The sequence below is a fragment of the Microcoleus sp. LAD1_D5 genome (assembly GCF_036702115.1).
Taxonomy (GTDB): Bacteria; Cyanobacteriota; Cyanobacteriia; order Cyanobacteriales; family Microcoleaceae; genus Microcoleus.
In genome coordinates this window covers 1,481-20,519 of record NZ_JAUBSA010000019.1, presented here as the reverse complement: position 1 = coordinate 20,519, position 19,039 = coordinate 1,481, and the positions used below count along the sequence as shown (strand labels likewise).

Annotated in this window: 6 protein-coding genes; 3 read left to right on the top strand and 3 right to left on the bottom strand. The window is 47.7% G+C overall.

The window, feature by feature from the left end; translation table 11 throughout:
- Positions 1-200: 200 nt before the first annotated feature.
- The 3 genes from QUA70_RS10895 to QUA70_RS10885 all read right to left on the bottom strand — a co-directional run bounded on the left by QUA70_RS10895 (position 201) and on the right by QUA70_RS10885 (position 8,687).
- Positions 201-1,421: a hybrid sensor histidine kinase/response regulator gene (locus tag QUA70_RS10895; RefSeq protein WP_333333221.1), complete on the bottom strand. Its 1,221-nt coding sequence runs from the start codon at positions 1,419-1,421 to the stop codon at positions 201-203.
- A 249-nt stretch (positions 1,422-1,670) separates the two neighbouring features.
- Positions 1,671-8,165 (bottom strand): PAS domain S-box protein, encoded by a 6,495-nt coding sequence (locus QUA70_RS10890; protein WP_333347000.1) that lies wholly within the window; start codon positions 8,163-8,165, stop codon positions 1,671-1,673.
- Between the two features lie 390 nt (positions 8,166-8,555).
- Positions 8,556-8,687: a hypothetical protein gene (locus QUA70_RS10885; protein ID WP_333333224.1), complete on the bottom strand. Its 132-nt coding sequence runs from the start codon at positions 8,685-8,687 to the stop codon at positions 8,556-8,558.
- A gap of 262 nt (positions 8,688-8,949) precedes the next feature.
- Here QUA70_RS10885 and ppsA point away from each other — a divergent pair, with 262 nt between their 5' ends.
- From ppsA to QUA70_RS10870, 3 genes are all read left to right on the top strand, one after another.
- Positions 8,950-11,427 (top strand): phosphoenolpyruvate synthase, encoded by a 2,478-nt coding sequence (gene ppsA / locus QUA70_RS10880; protein WP_333347003.1) that lies wholly within the window; start codon positions 8,950-8,952, stop codon positions 11,425-11,427.
- 426 nt (positions 11,428-11,853) lie between these two features.
- Positions 11,854-12,174 carry a DUF6464 family protein gene (locus QUA70_RS10875; RefSeq protein ID WP_333335489.1) on the top strand — a complete coding sequence of 107 codons (321 nt, stop codon included), beginning with the start codon at positions 11,854-11,856 and terminating at the stop codon, positions 12,172-12,174.
- A gap of 1,302 nt (positions 12,175-13,476) precedes the next feature.
- A partial coding sequence (locus QUA70_RS10870) for a DUF4347 domain-containing protein (protein WP_333347006.1) occupies positions 13,477-19,039 on the top strand: 5,563 nt, incomplete at its 3' end.

Genomic DNA, 19,039 nt, shown 5'->3' with positions numbered 1-19,039 from the left:
GCTACCAGAATTACCGTTGGTTTACAAGATACGCTCTGAGATTGTGTTAGCTTAATTGCCCGGAATTAGCGCCTGTTTGTATTGAGCAATGCAACTCCTCTCTTGATCGAGGAACCAAGCCTTGCATTCCTTGGTACAAATTTAATTATAAACTTAATTATGGTTGTCTAACCGGACACAATTCAACTCAGTTGAGTCGCTCAATTTTTCTGCGGTTTGGGGAGCACAACTGTAAACACGCTGCCTTGACCGACAGTGCTGCTAATAGCAATCTCACCGTTAAAAGGCTTTAAAAGTTCAATACAAGTATAAAGTCCTAGACCAGTTCCTGTCGGTTCCCCTTCGGTTTTTTCCTCGCCTTTAGGTGGCTTGGATGTGTAAAAAGGGTCAAAAAGTTTTGGCAAGTCTTCAGATGATATACCGCATCCCGTATCTGCAATATCCAGGTATAGGTTCGAGTCATCTTGCCGAGTCACGATAGTTATTTCTCTGCTTTTCTTTTCCCACATAGCATCCATTGCATTATTGATTAAATTATAAAATACTTGAGAAAGATAGGAATAAATTAAGGGAATGCTGGCAATTTCTTCGTCATAAAAGTATTTTTTTCTAATCTTATTTTTAAAATACAGGTTGCCTTCCAATAGCTGAATTTCTCGCTGCACTAAATCGTTGATATTCACAGGGTGCAAATCTTGCTTTTGCTCGTTTCTGCTTTTCATCATCAGAGTATCCATGATCTGATTGATTTTTGTGACAGCTTGAAAAATATACTTAGTATAATTAAACAGAGAGTCTTCTTGAATTTGTGTGGCTTTTGTTTCAATCAAATCGACGCTAGTCTGGATCACTTGCAGGGGACTTTTGAGGTTGTGAACCATTCCCTGAGTCAAACGTCCGATGATGGCAGTTTTTTCCTGGTTTATTAATTGCTTGGTTTTTTGTTCAACAAGTCTTTCCAGGTTTTGGTTGAGGTGGGCAAGTTCGAGGTTTTTTTCTTCGAGTTTTTTTTGCAAGCTGCGGATTGTCAAGTGGGTTTGAATCCGGCTCAAAACTTCTTCGTGCTGGAAAGGCTTAGTGATGTAGTCAACGGCTCCTGTCTGAAAGCCTTTTACTTTATCCGGCGTATCGGAAAGGGCGCTCATGAATATGATGGGAATATCTTGCGTTGACGGGTCTGCTTTCAAACGTCGGCAAGTTTCAAAACCGTCAATTCCTGGCATCATGATATCCAAAAGAATCAAGTCTGGATGGATGTAGTCAATTTGCTCGATCGCACTTTCGCCGTCTAGAGCCACTAATACTTTAAACCCGTAATTCCTTAACAACTCGAAAAGTACGTCAAGATTTGTTTGGTTGTCATCGACAATTAGTATGATACTTCTTTCAGCATTCTTATCGTTCATATTCAAGGCAAACATTCAAATTTTTTACTTTTTAGTTGTGGGTTGTGAGTTTAAATCGGATTCAAGTGATTTTCTGCGGCTCTCGAAACCCGGTTGCTTCGTAGATGCCTTTATTGGCAATCACTCTTTTCTTTTATGGGCGGGTAGGATGCCCACCCCACCAAAATTACAGTCTCTGTGGAACAGGCATCTTGCCTGTTGCTGACAAAAGTGCAAGAGGTGAGATTTAACTGATTTTGAGTTGTGTGTTAGCTACAGTCAATTTTAGGACAAATGTTGCTTCAAAAAATCTCGAATTTGCTTGAGCTGAAATCCTTTAGCAAGTTGGCGCAGGTGATGAACGAAAGGCACTAATTTCGGGTCAGAAGCTTCGAGTTTAGCAGTCTCTTCCAGAATAGCTTCAATATCGCCCATTGCAGCCAATCTTAACAACGCCAAGACTGACTCTGAGGCAGGAGACACCATCCTTGAGTCAGCAGCAGCAATCTCAGAAGATGCTTTTGCAGTTTGATCTGTCCGCTTTTTGGTTTGTGCTCCTTCTTCGTAAACCCATTCTAGTCTCAAATGTAGGCGCAATAATTCTAAAAGCTCATTAGTTTGAATCGGCTTGGTGAGAAAATTATCGCAACCTGCAAGTATGCTCTCTTGCTTGGTAGTCTCGTAAACGTTAGCGGACAAAGCAAGGATAACCGTATCCTTTAATTCCGGCAACTGTCGCAGCCGTCTGGTAGCTTCCCAACCGTTCATTACGGGCATCAGCAAATCCATTAAAATTATATCCGGTAGAAATTCCTGTGCTTTGTGCAAGCAGTCTTCGCCGTCTGTAGCTTGTGCAATTTCAAAGCCTAAATGAAAAAGTAGTCTGTGCAACATGGCGCGATTTACTTCGTGATCGTCCACGATTAGCACTTTCCGCTGGGGGCCGGTAAAACCGATAAGCCGCCTTTTTTCTTGCCGGGAGGGGAGTTCAGAAGACTGGGCGACTGCGGGCAAGTCTAGATCCAACCAAAATATACTGCCTTTGCCGGAGGTACTTTGGACGCGAATTTGGCTGCCCATCATTTTGGCTAATTTTTGGCTGATGGAAAGTCCCAGTCCCGTACCTTCGACGAAATTACTATGATCGCCCACTTGATGAAAAGGCAAAAATATTTCTTCTAATTTATTCTGCCCGATGCCAATGCCCGTATCTTCGATTTGAAAGCGAATTTTAGGGGTAGGGGCACCATCGCCGGTATTGTCTGCTGTTATCACCTCGCGCGCTTCTTTTGTTCCCAGTGGCGGGATCGACATTTGCTGCGCGTCTAAATTCGCGGTAAAATTGATCGTTTGAGTGGCAATTTCCGCTGTCAAATTAGAAGTTTCGCAGTTGGTTTGAGGATAATTATCGGGGAAATTTTCTGCATAACCGACTTTGAATGTAACGCTGCCACTGTTCGTAAACTTAACGGCATTGCTGAGCAAATTAATCAAAACTTGACGCAACCTTTTTTCGTCAGCCAAAATGCCGTCGGGTAGCGCTGACACCTGCTCGTAATTAAAGGCAATTCCTTTTTGAGCCGATCGCATCTGGAACAAATCAATAATACTTTTAACAAAGCTAAAAAAATGCACGTTTGTCAGCGACAGATCCATTTTACTTGCTTCGATTTTTGAGAGGTCTAAAACGTCATTAATCAGCATCAGCAGGTGGTTGCCGCACTGGTGAACGTTGTTGAGACTTTCCTGCTGCTCGGCGGTAAAATTTTTATCCAGTTTGAGCAGTTGAATGTATCCCAAAATCCCGTTCAAAGGCGTCCGCAATTCGTGGCTCATGTTGGCGAGAAAGTCGCTTTTAGCGCGGTTGGCGGATTCGGCGGCTTCTTTAGCTAATTGCAGGGCGGTTTCTGCAAGTTTGCGATCGGCAATTTCGGTTTGTGCTTGTTCAAATAGCATTGATTGCTGAATGGCGATCGCCAACTGCACCCCCAATTGTTTTAGGCACTCTCCCTCGAATTGCTGCCAGGGACGCGGGCCCGTGCAGTGGTGGGCAATTAACAGCCCCCACAAGTTTTCGCCTTGCAAAATCGGCACTACCAGATTCGCTCTCACATCGAGCCCCGTCAACAAAGCCAAGTGGCAGTCGGCGAGGCCGGCATTGTGAACATCTTCTATGGCTCTAATTCTGCCCTCTTGGTAAAGAGGAAGGTAGGCTGCCCCAAAACAGGGGTCATAAATTTCCATTCCTACAATTGGTCTGGCATTTTTGGCAACAGACTCGACAGCGATCAACCCACTCCAATCAGGATTAAATTGGTAAATAACCGTGCGGTCTACTTGCAAAAAATGCCGCACTTCTTCGACACTTTTGGTAAGAATTTCTTCGAGATTGAGAGAAGATCTAATGCGTTCCAGCATGGCTACTACCAACTGTTCGCGCTTTAACTTGTGGCGCAAAATTACTTCTGATTCTTTGCGTTTTGTGATGTCAGTAATTACTCCAATTAAGCCGATGGTATTACCATTACTATCTTGAATACTGTCGGCTCGCACGAGAGCAGTTACTGCTTCGTAGCTCTTAGTTCGCATGGTCACTTCGCCGCACCACGAGCGACCTTGGCGAAGGCTTTTATAGATTTGTTTGTAATTTTTATGCCGCACGTAAAGCGCGGCCATATCGCCAATATCGTTAAGTTCTTCCACCGTGTAGCCGTAGCGCTGCATGAAGGCTTGATTGTGGTAAATAGACCGCCCTTTCAAGTCGGCGATCACGATCGCGTCGCTGGTACTTTCGACGGCTTGAGTGACCTGCCGTAAAGCTAATTCTGCTGCTTTGCGATCGCTAATATCCGTCATCGAACCCACCATCCGCAGAGGGTTTCCGGCTTCGTCCCACACTGCTTGAGCGCGGGCGAGCACCCACTTATAGCTACCGTCTTTGCACTGCAAGCGGTATTCGGCGGCGTAATAGGGGGTTTGGCGATCGAGATAACCTTGGATCGCTGCTTGCACTCGTGAGCGATCGTCTGGATGGATGCGATCGATCCATGCGCTGTAGGTGCTGTCGAATTCGCCATCTCCGTAACCGATAATTTCGTGCCAGCGGGCCGATCGAAAAGCTTCATTTGTTTGAAGATTCAGATCCCAAATTCCGTCTTGATTGCCTTTGAGAACTAACTGCCAGCGTTCTTCACTTTTACGCAATTCTTCTTCGGCTTGTTTGCGCTGAATATGATCGCCTAACTGAGTCGCTACAGCCTTGACCAACTCTACTATACGCGGTTCCATAATCGAGCGGTCGCGCTTGCAGAATACTAAAACTGCCAGCACCTTTGAGCTAGCGTGAATTGGCACTCCGAAACAACCTTTCAATCCCACTGATGCCGCCATTTGCGATCGGGCAAAAAGATGATTCTTGGCTACAGAAATATCTTCAATCCATTCTACATTTCTGGTTGACCAAATCCGTCCAGGTACTGCCACTCCGGCGGCAAATCTAATTTTTTTACTTTCGTTGCCGAACATATCTAAATCGCGATCGCTAGCGTACCAAGTTTCGCTGTGTTCCAAACAAGTACCGTTAGCAGACGGTATCCAAGCTTCCGCAAAATTCCAGCCGATCGCATTGCACAGCAACCGCAGGATATCTGGGAGGGCGCTGTGAAAATCGGCTGACTGACTAATTGCTTGAGTTGCTGCCAGCAACAGCTTTATTTCATCTTCGGCTTGCTTGCTTTCTGTAATATCAGTTGCCGTGCCGAGAATTTGTTTTAACTTACCGTCTGCTGTTTTCGCAAATACAGTATCTCGGCTAACCATCCAGCGCCAAGAACCATCCTTGTGCCTAATTCTGTATTCAATTTCAAATATATCCCCTTCGCTGCCTGTTTCGACTTGCTGTAAATAATCAGGCATTTTGATTGAATTTTCGGGGTGGATTAAAGTTGACATCATCCAGGGCCCCATTGCCTGAATCTCCTCTACTGTATAGCCAAGAATGTGGTAGATAGAAGCGTTCCCATAGATGGTTTTTTTTTCAATTAAGTCACAAACATACAAAATATTAGGACTTGCCCCAGCAATTTGTTGAATGAATCGCTGGCTTTCTCGCAGTGCTGCTTCTGTTTTTTTTCTTTGGGAAATATCGCGAACAATGCAAATGATTTCCCCCTCGGGCAGCATTGTCAGCGAGACATCTATAGGGACTTCCGAGCGGTCGCGACGGCATCCTACTGCTTCGGTGCTGTAAGAACCTTTCTTCACTAAAGTCGGCAGGACTTCTTGCTCGAACCTTTGCAGTTCGGCACCTTGGTAGAATATTTTCCAACTTTTATCTAAGATTTCTTCTAGAGAGTCGTAACCGTAGATTTTTAGTCGTGCTGCGTTGCAATAAATCACCTCATGGTCGGCACTGAATATGGCGATACCTTCGGAAGCTTGGGCCATTGCTGCTGCTTGCCTGTGGAGTTTTGACTCGGATCGTTTGCGTTGAGTGATGTCGCGGACGATCGCGATAATTTCGTCCTCCGTGCAGAAGACAATTCTCGCTTCAAAATCGTACAGTTCACCATTAACTGGCATTTGATATTCTACAACTTGAATCTCGCCAGTGTCGATCGCTTGTTGGTTGCGAGACAAGATTTTTTCAACAAAAGCAGCCGGCAATATGTCTTGTGCTTTTTTGCCAATTACTTTTTTTTGATGTAGGAGATGCGGGAAATCTTTTGCTGGTTTGAAGTCTACAAACGTGCCGTCTGCCCGACAGCGAAATATCATGTCTGGTATTGCATTTAAAAGAGCGCGATTGGTGGCTTCGCTCTTACGCAATTCAGCTTCAGCTTGCTTGTTCAATGTAACGTCGCGGGCAACTGCATAAATCAAACCTTCTTCTGCAAACGGCGAGGCCGTCCACGACAGCCATTTATAATTACCATCTCGGCAAATATAGCGGAGTTTTACGTTGACAATTGAACTGCCGTTTTTGAGGTCTTCTAATTGGTTCAAACAGGTATTTCTGTCTTCTGGATGCACGAATTCGACCCAAGGTTGGGCTAACATTTCATCGCTGCTGTAACCTAATACAGTAGACCAAGCCGGGTTTAAGCGTCTGAAATAGCCGTCAAAACCTGCAATGCAAAGTAAATCCAGCGAGATATTAAAAAATCGATCGCGGTCTTGCTGGGTTTGTTTTAATTCGGTGATATCCATCACCAAGCCATCCCACACTATATCGCCGTTGGCTTGCTTTTCTGGCTTCGACGCACCTTGCAGCCACTTCACTTTGCCCTGAATAATTTGCCGCCACTGGTGCTGCCAAGGTTGCAGAGTCGTTGCTGAAATTTTGATCGATTTTTCAAAGCCTGTGAGGTCATCTGGATGAATTGTTTCATAAGCAAAATTTTTCTTTTTTTCTATATCTTTCGCTTCTAATTGGTAAAGGTTTTTGCTGCCAGAAGAAACGTAAGTAAAATATTTTCTGCCGCCCGGTTCGAGCCGGAACTGATAAATCATTCCTGGCACGTTAGATGCCATTTTTTGAAACCTAGCTTCGCTCTCTTTTAAAGCTAATTGTTGGCGTTTGTACTCAGTGACATCTCGAATTGTGCCCACTAACATTTTACTGCTGTTAGTTGCTTGAAAGACACTTTTTTTGATCGAAATTATACGTTTGTTACCGGTGGTGTCTGTAAATTTTTCTTCCGTTTCTTCAGCGATGCCAGTTCTGAATACCTCTTCGTCTTTTTGCCGAAACCTTTGGGCTTTTGCTCGTGACAAAAATTCGTATCCCGACTTACCGATCAGTTCTTGTCGCGTTTTTCCCATTAAATCGCAGAAAGCGTCGTTTAATACGATCCAGCGATGCTGCTCGTCTTTGACAAAAATTGGGTCGGGAGTAGCATTAATCGTGTGCTTAAAAAACTCTTCTGATGTTTTTAATTTGTGTTCGTAACGGTAGCGGTCGCTGACATCCAAGATTACTTTTATCATCCGCTCTATCGAGCCGTCCCGGCCGCGAATACAGCGCAGGGAAACTCGAGTGTAAACTATTTCTCCATCTTTTTTGCGCCACCGTTGGTCTAAAACATAGCCTTCACTCTCCCCTGCTAAAATTTTATTTAACTGCTCTAAACTAGCCTGCAAGTCTTCAGGAAAACCCCACCGTTCCCAATTCTCGTGCAAAAAATCTTGGCGAGCGTATCCCAGCAAATCACACAAAGCATCGTTCACTTCCAACCACTGGCATTTTTCTGGTGCTGAGGGGCAAGTCGGAGGAGCAAGAATGGCAATTCCGACGAGAGAATTCTCGACTACCGAGCGATATTTTTCTTCGCTTTTTCGCAAAGCTTCTTGGTTGTGCTGTCGCTCGACTGCGTAGCGGAGCGATCGAATTAACACTTCGCTGTCGATTTTTCGCTTGACTAGATAATCCTGAGCTCCTGCTTGGATTGACTGCACGGCGAGTTCTTCATCGTTGCGGGCAGTCAGTACGACAATCGGAGTATTTAGGCTGTATTCTTGTATTTTGACAATTGTACTTAAGTCTTGGCTGTCGGGCAGCGAAAGATCTAGTAAAATCACATCAAAATGTTCGCCTACCAAAAGTTCCTGCGCTTTGCTGAGACGGTCTGTACAACTTACTGATAGCCTTTGGGGTTCGGCTCTACTGACATTTGTTTCTAATAATAATTCTTCGATCAGCTCGGCTTCTGCTTGATTGTCTTCGACCAGAAGAACTTTAAAGCCGTTTTGCTTTGCGGCTGGGCTCAAAACTGATATCATATACCTTGTTTTTTGTCAGAAGGCAGTCGAGCTAACTATTATAGCATATAAATAATTGCCTCGCCCCAAATCCCACCACTCCAAGTTAAAAACTCTGTGGTTCAACAATTACAATCCACTCTATGCGACTGTGTTTTTGCTCTAAGTAGATCCACGCAATCAGAGGCAAAAATTTTAGGGTTTTTAGAAGCTCGGTTTCATGACGAAACTAAGCTGCTTGGTGTTGTGTTTTTTGGGAGATCGCCCCGATCTGTCGATTTTAGATGTTAGATTTTAGATGTTAGATTTTAGATTTAGTCCACAGATGAATCGGGGAGGTTGAACTAGAATCTAAAATTTTGGGCGACTCACGACTACTGTCGGAAAGTAAGTATCTGTTTTTGGGCAGGTTCAGCCGATCGCGCGATCGAACCCCACCCTTTGTTGTCCTTCAATTGCCCTAGCAACACAATCCCAGCAATATCCCCACAACAATGAGCGCTCAACCCAAAAAAAGCGGTGCGAACTATCTTCACTATTCATATTTTTACCACTTCTTTTATAATACCTTAAATAAACTCATTACTGCGATTTATTTACTTTTTGCAATCAAATAAAAAATCTCCACAGGCCTTGCTATTTAGCAAAAAAGTGATAATCTTGAAATAGAGGCAATCGAAAACTCGGTTGATACAGCCTAGGAAAAAATCAGAGAATTTTGGCAACAAAATTACAATTCAAAATAAACCGTCTTTTGTTTACTGTCCTTTGACATAACTGAGATGAAGTTTAGAGGAAAAAAGCAATGATCGAAAAATTAGAAATTGCACCAAGACCCGTTTTAATTCCCAAAGAAAAAGCCTTAGTATTATTATTTGATGAAGTCGGCATCGCCGACATCCCATTAGTAGGCGGGAAAAATGCTTCTTTGGGCGAAATGATTCAACAGTTAACCGCCCAAGGAGTCAGAGTTCCCAACGGATTTGCAACTACAGCACACGCTTACCGCTACTTCATCGAGTCGGCGGGTTTAGAAGCTAAATTGCGCGAAATTTTTGCCGATTTAGACGTAGAAGATCTGCAGAACCTGCGACAAAAAGGCAAGCAAGCGCGGGCACTGATTCTCGACACACCATTTCCGCGAGAACTCCAAGCGGCGATCGCGGATGCTTACGAAAAATTGTGCGATCGCTACGGCGACAGTACAGACGTAGCAGTGCGTTCCTCCGCCACCGCCGAAGACTTACCAGACGCCAGTTTTGCGGGACAGCAAGAAACCTACCTCAACGTCCAAGCTTGCGCTGGCGTCCTCGAATGCTGTCACAAATGCTTTGCTTCCATATTCACCGACAGAGCGATTTCCTACCGCCAACAGCGGGGTTTCGACCACTTTGAAGTCGCCTTATCTGTCGGTGTCCAAAAAATGGTGCGATCGGACTTAGCATCCTCCGGCGTCATGTTCAGCATCGACACCGAAACCGGATTCAAAAACGCCGTATTAGTCACCGCCGCCTACGGATTAGGCGAAAACGTCGTCCAAGGCACCGTCAACCCCGACGAATACTTCGTCTTTAAACCAACATTAAAACAAGGTTTCCTCCCGATTTTAGACAAACGCCTCGGCAGCAAAACACTCAAAATGGTGTACGATATCGGCGGTTCTAAATACACCAAAAACGTCTCCGTCATAGCAGCCGAAAAAAATAAATTTGCCATACAAGATGATGAAATTCTGCAACTAGCCAAATGGGCCGTCATCATCGAAGAACACTACTCTAAAGTGCGCGGGACTTATACCCCGATGGACATTGAGTGGGCAAAAGACGGCAATACGGGCGAATTGTTTATTGTCCAAGCGCGACCCGAAACAGTACAATCTCAAAAGTCTGCTAAAGTTTTGCGAAACTACAAATTGCAAGGCAGCAGTGCAGTTTTAGCAAAAGGACGCGCCGTTGGCGAATCAATCGGACAAGGCAAAGCCCGCGTGATTTTAGATGTTCACAGAATCGCTGAATTTCAATCAGGAGAAGTTTTAGTTACCAACAAAACAGACCCCGATTGGGAACCGATTATGAAAAAAGCAAGTGCGATCGTCACCAATTCCGGTGGCCGCACTTGTCACGCCGCCATCATCGCCCGAGAAATGGGAATTCCCGCCATTGTCGGCACCGGCGACGCCACCCAAATCTTGAAAAACCATCAAGAAATCACTGTTTCTTGTTCGGAAGGAGACGAAGGCAAAGTTTATGCGGGTTTGCTTCCTTTTGAAATTCAAGAAACTGCGATCGAGAATTTACCCCGCACCCGCACTCAAATTTTAATGAATGTCGGGAACCCAGAAGAAGCCTTTGGTTTATCAGCCATTCCTTGCGACGGCGTAGGCTTAGCGCGGCTAGAATTCATCATTGCCAATCACATTAAAGCACACCCGCTGGCACTGATTCACTTTGACGAATTGGTGGATGAATCAGTCAAGGAAGAAATTGCCGAACTCACAGCACTTTACCAACACAAACCCGATTTCTTCACCGACAAACTCGCCCACGGAATTGCCACAATTGCCGCCGCATTTTATCCAAATCCAGTCATCGTGCGGATGAGCGATTTCAAGAGCAACGAATATGCTAATCTTTTGGGGGGGCGGCAGTTTGAACCCAAGGAAGAAAACCCAATGATCGGGTGGCGCGGTGCCTCTCGCTATTACGACCCGAATTACCGCGAAGCTTACGCTTTGGAATGCAAAGCATTAAAGCGAGTTCGCGACGACATGGGCTTGACAAATGTGATTCCGATGATTCCGTTTTGTCGCACCCCGGAAGAAGGGCGCAAAGTGTTGGCCGAGATGGCAAAACACGGTTTAGTCAAGGGCGAAAACGGCTTGCAAGTGTATGTGATGTGCGAATTGCCGAGCAATGTCATATTTGCTGACGAATTTGCCCAAGTTTTTGACGGATTCTCGATCGGCTCTAACGATTTAACTCAGCTAACATTAGGATTAGACCGGGATTCTGCTTTAGTCGCGCACATTTTTGACGAACGGAATGAAGCTGTCAAGCGAATGGTAGCAATTGCGATTAAAGCCGCCAAGAAGTACGATCGCAAGATTGGGATTTGCGGTCAAGCGCCCAGCGATTATCCTGAGTTTGCTCGTTTCTTGGTTGAGTTGGGAATTGATTCGATTAGTTTGAATCCCGATTCGGTTTTGAAGACTTTGTTAGATGTTGCTAAGGTGGAAGGTGCGGGTTCGTTGATGGATTTAGCGGGGGATATTGCTAAGGTTTAACCGTTTTAGTTTTTGAGAGAAACCGGGTTTCTCAAACAATAGCTGCCCCATGTCCTGACTTGGTTGTTTTTGAACTAGACCCGGTTTCTCATCCCTAGTCCTGTAAAATAATCGATATCGCGTTTGTAGTGAGGAATCCGAGTCCTCTGATTTTTATCAGGACTTGCATTCGTCACTACAAACCTATTTGATTGCTGGTAATTGACCTGACATACTATCACATCATATCTGCACTTCTGGCTTTGTTGAACCCTGGCGCTGCGCGCGATCGCCGTCCTCACTCCCCAGCTAACGCTTAACACACGGGCGGCCTAGTTTGAGACTTAATCGGGAACTTTTCTTATTTAAAACCGTCTTTTCGAGGAGGATTTTTTGTTGCCGATCGCCTAAATTAAAACAAATATTCTCCACATAAGCTCGGAAAAAGTGCTAACTGCTCTCCTGATTATTTTCATAGGTTTAGCTCCCTCGCTACTGTCTTTGTGGGTGATGCGCTCTGCCCAGAGCCAAGCCCGCGACAGAATTGCAGCGGCCAGACTTGCGGTAGCGAATAGACCCATGCGAACTCAACTACCAACTGCCGATCGCACTTACATACAAAGCCTCGGTTATTCGATCGGCGATATCACTTGCGAGTATAACGCCCGCTCTAATTACATTCGCTGCGCTGTCAATCCTTCTGGGCCCTGTCAAGATTGTCGGTACTACCAAGCCAGAACACTTGACGTTCGGGATCAAAAGATATAGCTTATATTGGTGATTGTATCTACGTCTATTTGCGGATGTAGTAATCAATGAGTTAGTATGTACTTACGTGTAATGATTATTGGTGAAGCTTGTTTGGGACGACCCACGCCCCAACTCAGCAATTAAAACCTAATCGAGCATTATTGCTTGGTTACAGTTGCCATAACAGGGGAATTGCGATCGGTGTTTTTCTAGTTGAGGACTTACGATCGGAAACCAGGTTTAGACCATAAATCTTGGTTGGGCGACGAGAAATTTAGGAATAAATTGGGTTTCTAGTCTCCTGGGCGTAACTCCTACAGTTAAGAAAAGTAGCCAACAAAAATCGTAAGTAGCTGAGGCGCAAATCTCCCAATCAGTTTCTCCAAAACATCATGAAAAATTCTGCACGAAACATTGTCCCGAGCATTTATCTTAAACAGAAACCCGCTCGAAGACTCTAAGTTGACAACTTGAGAAGTTGCTTGTGGGCTGCACGAATCTGTTTTTGCGATCGTAGCGAAACAGTCTCAAACCTAGATTGCTATCTCCAGACTCCAAGTCATGAATTTTTAAGACGCTTCGTCGATACAGGGTATGCCAATTTCAATTGAATCTCATATGTTGCACCATTCTCAAGAATAGGCTTTTCGGCCTGTTCCACAACAAGTGAATTTTCTTATGGGCGGGGCAGGAGAACCCCCCCATAGAAGGGTTATTGAGAATGGTACAAGATCTCAGTTGAATAACACTTCGGGCACGGCCGCCATAATTATGTCACGGCTATAACTCCCTAATTAATGTCTGGTTGCTATTGTGAACAGGGCTTGCACACCAAAACCAAAGAAACCGAGTTGTTGAGCGGGAGCGAGGGCTGGAAAGAAGTCTTTTCGTCCCTCAAACCTGGTTTATACGTCTAGAAATAGTTAATTTTCTCTGCAAATAAAATGCCTTAGAAGATGTACAGAAAACCTCATCAAGTAAATTTTTGAGAACTCGTATTATTATCTACTGCGCGATGTAAGAGATAAGCGTGTAACAGATCCACTCGCTAACAGAAAAGAAAAAAGCCGAAGGCAAAATATCACCCGATAGAGAGATTATGGGGATTTAAACCCCAAATCCTCAGCTTTTCTGCCGGTGATATTTGCAATGCTATGAAAGGTCAATATAGCACTGCTTTCTCCTGAGTAAAAATCGTTTTTTGCTCTTGCTCTAAATCAAGCAGCAGAGCCTCTTACTCTGCAATTCAACCTTGTCAATAGGTGATATTTATCATCTTGAAGTGGGTACATCATCTACAATCCGTGAGCCAATTCGACCATGCAAAGCATCTGCAACAAACCCATTTTTATCACCCCAGAAATATGTGAATCCCCCGCAAGGATTGCGGGCGCACACTGCCGAACAACAGCAACTTATCATCAGAAAAAACCAATAAAACAAGTAAAAACAGAGGAGTGTTTCCTGTCCCAAAAACTTCGTGGTGGCACGGGAATTGGGCATCCCCACAGAGAATTTTTGCGAGCAACCGAGTCTGTGGGCGCCCAGACTATAAAAAATGTACTGTTCCTCGATGCCAGAGTAGAGAACTGCGACAGCTTGGCAAGAGGAGCAACAGCCGATACAGAGGTATTTGTACTGGACTCGACGCGGGATGGAGTCGAGCAAATTACTAGAATTTTGGCTAATTACAACGATTTAGACAGCCTTCAGATAGTTTCTCACGGTCGAGAAGCGGCGGTGCAGCTAGGGTCGATCGAACTCTGCAACGACAACTTACAAACCTACAGCCATTTGTTACAGCAGTGGGGAAAAGCCCTCAGCGAGAGAGGAGATATCTTGTTATTCGGGTGCAGCATCGCAGCGGGGGAAAGCGGCGAGGTCTTCGTGCGGCGACTGAGCTTTATTGCCGGTGCAGATATTGCAGCTTCCGACAACTTGACGGGGAGTGCGGCACTCGGTGGCGACTGGGAATTAAAATTTGCGATCGGGGAAATAAAGGCGAGAATCGCCATTGAAAAAGAAGTGCTCGAAGCCTACCCTTACGCTCTCGGCACATTAGTTAACGAAACCTTCAAAAACTCCACAGTTAGGGGGCCTTGGATTTACGGGGGAAACGACGGGGCACTGTTCGATCCCAGCAGTGGGGTGACCGCAGCCGATCAACTTATCCCCGGCATTACCGGAGGCACAGTATCCGGCGTACTTCCGGCTTTGGGCGGTGCAAGTCCCGGCGATGGCGCTCTGCTATTAACTCCAGCAGTAAACCTTCGGGAAGCCTTCGTCATCTACAACAACCCCATTCCTTCAACCGACGGTCTCAGAGTCCAGTTTGATTTTTATTCTTACGGTTCAAGCGGGCAATTTGAGCCTCCGGCCCCCTTTATTAGCCCTCAGCCAGGGGACGGGCTGGGTTTCTTCTTGATTGACGGCACTGTTAGCCCAACAAGGACTGGGGGTTATGGTGGTTCTCTGGCTTACGCTCCACGAACAAATATACCCGGTATTGAGGGAGGTTATTTAGGCATTGGGCTTGACGAGTTTGGCAATTTTTCAACATCCACAGAAGGGCGCTCCGGCCCGGAGCCTCCTTCGATTCCCGGCTCCTCTATTGGTTCTTTCAGACCTGATTCAGTAACTGTTAGAGGAAATCAAGCACAGGGTTATCCGTTTTTAACAAATGCGATCGTTCCCTTCGGCATCGATAACATTCCTACGAGCATTGACTTTAGTGGCCCTGAACCGGGCAGCAGTTTTAACTTCAGCAATACGTTCACGCTCGATCGCAATTTAGCCAAAAGATCCGTTCAAATTACACTGAATCCATCTAACGATCCGGTGAATCCCTCTCGCCTCACCGTTGCCTTCGATGAAAATTTCGACGACATCTACGAAACTACATTGATCGACATCCCCAACTTAGCAACCGCAAATGGCCCAGTACCGCCAATTTTCAAATTTGGTTTTGGCAGTTCCACAGGAAGCGCCAACAACATTCACGAACTTCAAAACCTGGTAGTTGAAACTATAAATCCTCCCAGTATCGCCGCTGAGGTTGCCACTATCAAGACCGGCCCGCAGTTCGTCAAGTCCGAAGGCAGGATTACCTACACGATTACTACTGTAAACAAGGGGCCAGCGCCTGCTACAAATGTTCTGATTCAAGACGAAATACCTTTAGAACTGCTGCGTCCGGGGGGATTGCCGCCGATTCTCAATGCCTCCAACAACGGCACTTACGTGAACCAAACCAAGGCTGTCACCTGGCCGTTAATTCCGGTTCTCAATGCGGGTGAGACTCTGACTTACACCCTGACAATTGATTTGCCGCCCGGTTTAACCAGCGGTAGCAGTTTTGCCAACGTTGCATTCAGCACTAGCTCGACTTTCGACCCCGACCTCAGCAACAACAGCGGTGTGCTTGCGCCAGGGCAAATCGAGGGGCCTGGTGTAGTCTTTACCACAGTTGTCGATACAGTCGCGGATTTAGTTACTACCAAAAGTGGCCCTGTGACTACTTCGGCTGGGTCAAGCGTCGCCTACACATTGACTACGACTAACATAGGGCCAGACCCCGCTGCCGATGTGACCATCACTGACAGCATTATTCCGGGTTTAACAGGAGTCAGCGTATCGGACGGCGGCACTTACGACCGAGTTTCGGGCATTGTCACCTTCCCAGCACTGACAGCGCTGGCAAATTCGGCTACTGCGACCCGCACCATCAGTTTCATTGCCCCAGCCACCCGTACCGCCATCAGCAACACAGCCCGGAGTAGCGCGGCGACTTTCGATCCGATCGCCACCAACAACAACGGCTCGACAACCAACAAAGACGGAACTCTCACTAACTCTACGGTTACGACAAGTATTGCGCCCAACGCGGATCTGGCAACCACCAAAACCGGCTCTACGAGTGCTACCGCCGATAGCTCGGTCAGCTATACGATCGCCACAATCAACTTAGGCCCGAGTCCTGCAGAAGCTGTAACCATCACTGACAGCATAGTTCCGGGGTTAACTGGAGTCACGGCATCTAACGGTGGCGTTTACGATCCAGCGACTGGCATTGTCACCTTCGCGCCCGTGGCAATCGCCAACGCGGAGACTGTCACCCGGACGATCGGCTTCACAGTACCGCCCACCCTAACTTCCATCAGCAACACGGCCAGAAGTACCTCCATCACTCCCGACTCCACTCCGGCCAACAACAACGGTACAAACCCCAACGCCACCGTCACCACCTCGATCGATCCTGTGGCCGATGTTGTCACCCAAAAAACGGCTCCAGCCAGCCTCAAGGCGGGCGACACGCTCCTTTATACAATCACTACTACCAACAACGGGCCGAGTCCCGCGACCAACGTAGTCATCACCGACAGCTTGATTCCCGGCTTAACTAATGTCAGCGTGTCCGACGGCGGAACCTACAATCCTGCCACAGGAGCGATCGAGTTCCCAGTCATCGCGACTTTAGCCAGCGGCACCAACCAGAGCCGCACCATCAGCTTTGTACCGCCGACTACCCTGACGAGCATCACCAATATTGTCTTGAGTCGATCGGACACTCCAGACCCGGACTTAACAAACAACGACGGCTCGACAGTCGCAGTGTCCGGTCAGGCGGGGGGGCGAGTCACCACTTCGATCGAGGCAGCCCGCGCCGACTTGGTTACGTCCAAGAGCGGTCTCACATCTGCTCCTGCTGGTAGTTCCGTGACTTATACTATAACTACCGCAAACAATGGGCCGAATGCTGCTGAAAACCTAGTAATTATAGACAGCATCATTCCCGGTTTAACGGGAGTCAGCGCATCAGATAACGGCACTTACGACCCAGTGACAGGGGTTGTCACCTTCCCAACAATTCCCAGTTTGACTAGCGGCAGCAACATCAACCGCGAGGTAACATTAGTCGTTCCAGCGACCGGCACCATTAGCAATACTTCCCAGAGTCGATCGACCACTTTTGACCCCGAACCCAGCAATAACAACGGTTCCGAGTCCAGAGCCACTGTCACCACCGCTATTATTAGCGCGCAGCCCATACCCAACCAACCTCCATCAGCCTACAGCAGCAACGCTGCGCTAGCGCCCAACAGCGTTGTCCAAATTAGCGGGCTCGGAGGCAGAGACTCAGACGGCATAGTGGTTACATTCACCATCAGCACCCTGCCGCCAACAAATCAAGGCGTCCTGTTCTTGAGCGACCCCGCAACCGGGGGAGTCGCCGTCACGGCAGGTCAAACCCTGACAGCCGAGCAAATGACGCAGTTATTCTTCCAGTCGGCCGGCAATTTCACAGGAGCTAATTTTACCTACAGCAGCGAGGACAATCTCGGTGGCAGCAGTCCTACAGCCACAGTTTCTCTGGTGTCGCTGGCGTTCAACTACCCGCCGGTACCCACAAACTTCAGCAAAACCCTGGCGCCAAACAGCACCGTCAACCTCACAGCGCTGACGGCCAAAGACCCCGACGACTCGATCGAATCCTTCACTATCAACACCCTGCCGGCGGCAAATCAAGGCGTCCTTTTCTTGGGCGATCCCAGCCAGGGAATCACGGTCACGGCAGGCCAAAGACTTACAACAACTCAAATCAGCCAGTTATTCTTCCAAGCAACCAGCGAATTCGCCGCCACCAACTTTACCTACAGCGCCACAGACCGCCGCGGCGCCCTCAGTCCAGCCCCCGCTACAGCCTCCCTGCTAGCACTATTACCTCCCACCGACCAGCCACCCGTCGCCAACAACTCCAGCGTCGCTTTGTTGCTGGAAACAACTGTGAACATCCCCGGAATCGGAGGAACCGACCCAGACGGGACGGTGGTTTCCTTTACCGTAAACACCTTGCCGCCCGCCAATGAGGGCACGCTGTTCTTGGGTGATCCCAGCCAGGGAGTGCGGGTCACGGCTGGTCAAACCCTAACAACCGAGCAAATTACCCAGTTGTTCTTCCAGGCGTCCGGCAATTTCACAGGGGCAAACTTCACCTACAGCGCTACAGATAACCTCGGCGCCACCAGTGCGGCAGTCGCCACTGTCTCTCTCATTCCCCTTAAGGAATCGATACCGATACCGACCCCCGCGCCGGAACCAACACCGGCACCAACTCCAACACCGACCCCCGCGCCGGAACCAACACCGGCACCAACTCCAACACCCGCGCCGGAACCAACATCGGCACCAACTCCAACACCGACCCCCGCAGCGGAACCTGCCCCGACGCCCATACCCGCGCCGGAACCAACACCCGCGCCCGCGCCGGCACCAACACCCACACCCGCAGCGGAACCTGCCCCGACGCCCATACCCGCGCCGGAACCAACACCCGCGCCCGCGCCAGAACCAACACCCACACGCGCGCCAGAACCAACACCCGCGCCGGAACCACCACCACCAACACCAACACCACCAACACCAACACCACCAACACCACCAGCGCCGGAACCAGCCCCAGAACCAACCCCCATCTTCAACCGAGTACCCGAACCGGATACCAGTTGCGGTTGCGACCCCTTGAAAGGGCAGCCTCTCATCACATTTATCCCCCCCCAGCCTTCGGCAATACTCAACTTCGACTCCAACGCCGCCCAACTCATCGACATCCAAAACACCAGCATCGGGACCGAGGGCAACGATTATTTAACAGGAAACGAAACTAACGAACTGTTTCTCTCCAAGGGTGGCGACGACACAGTATTAGGTGAAGGTGGCAGCGATATCGTTTACGCCGACCAACAGCGAGACTTCATCGCAGCAGGTAAGGGCAACGACATCGTTTACGGCGGCAAAGACCAAGATGTCGTATTTGGCGGCAAACAAAACGATCGCCTGTTTGGCGATCGCAATGGAGACACACTCTACGGCGATCAGGGTTCCG

Excerpts from the sequence above, each read along its gene's own strand:
- QUA70_RS10890 (WP_333347000.1), bottom strand. The coding sequence starts at position 8,165 with ATGATATCAGTTTTGAGCCCAGCCGCAAAGCAAAACGGCTTTAAAGTT.
- ppsA (WP_333347003.1), top strand. The coding sequence starts at position 8,950 with ATGATCGAAAAATTAGAAATTGCACCAAGACCCGTTTTAATTCCCAAA.
- QUA70_RS10885 (WP_333333224.1), bottom strand. The coding sequence starts at position 8,687 with ATGAATAGTGAAGATAGTTCGCACCGCTTTTTTTGGGTTGAGCGCTCA.
- QUA70_RS10895 (WP_333333221.1), bottom strand. The coding sequence starts at position 1,421 with ATGTTTGCCTTGAATATGAACGATAAGAATGCTGAAAGAAGTATCATA.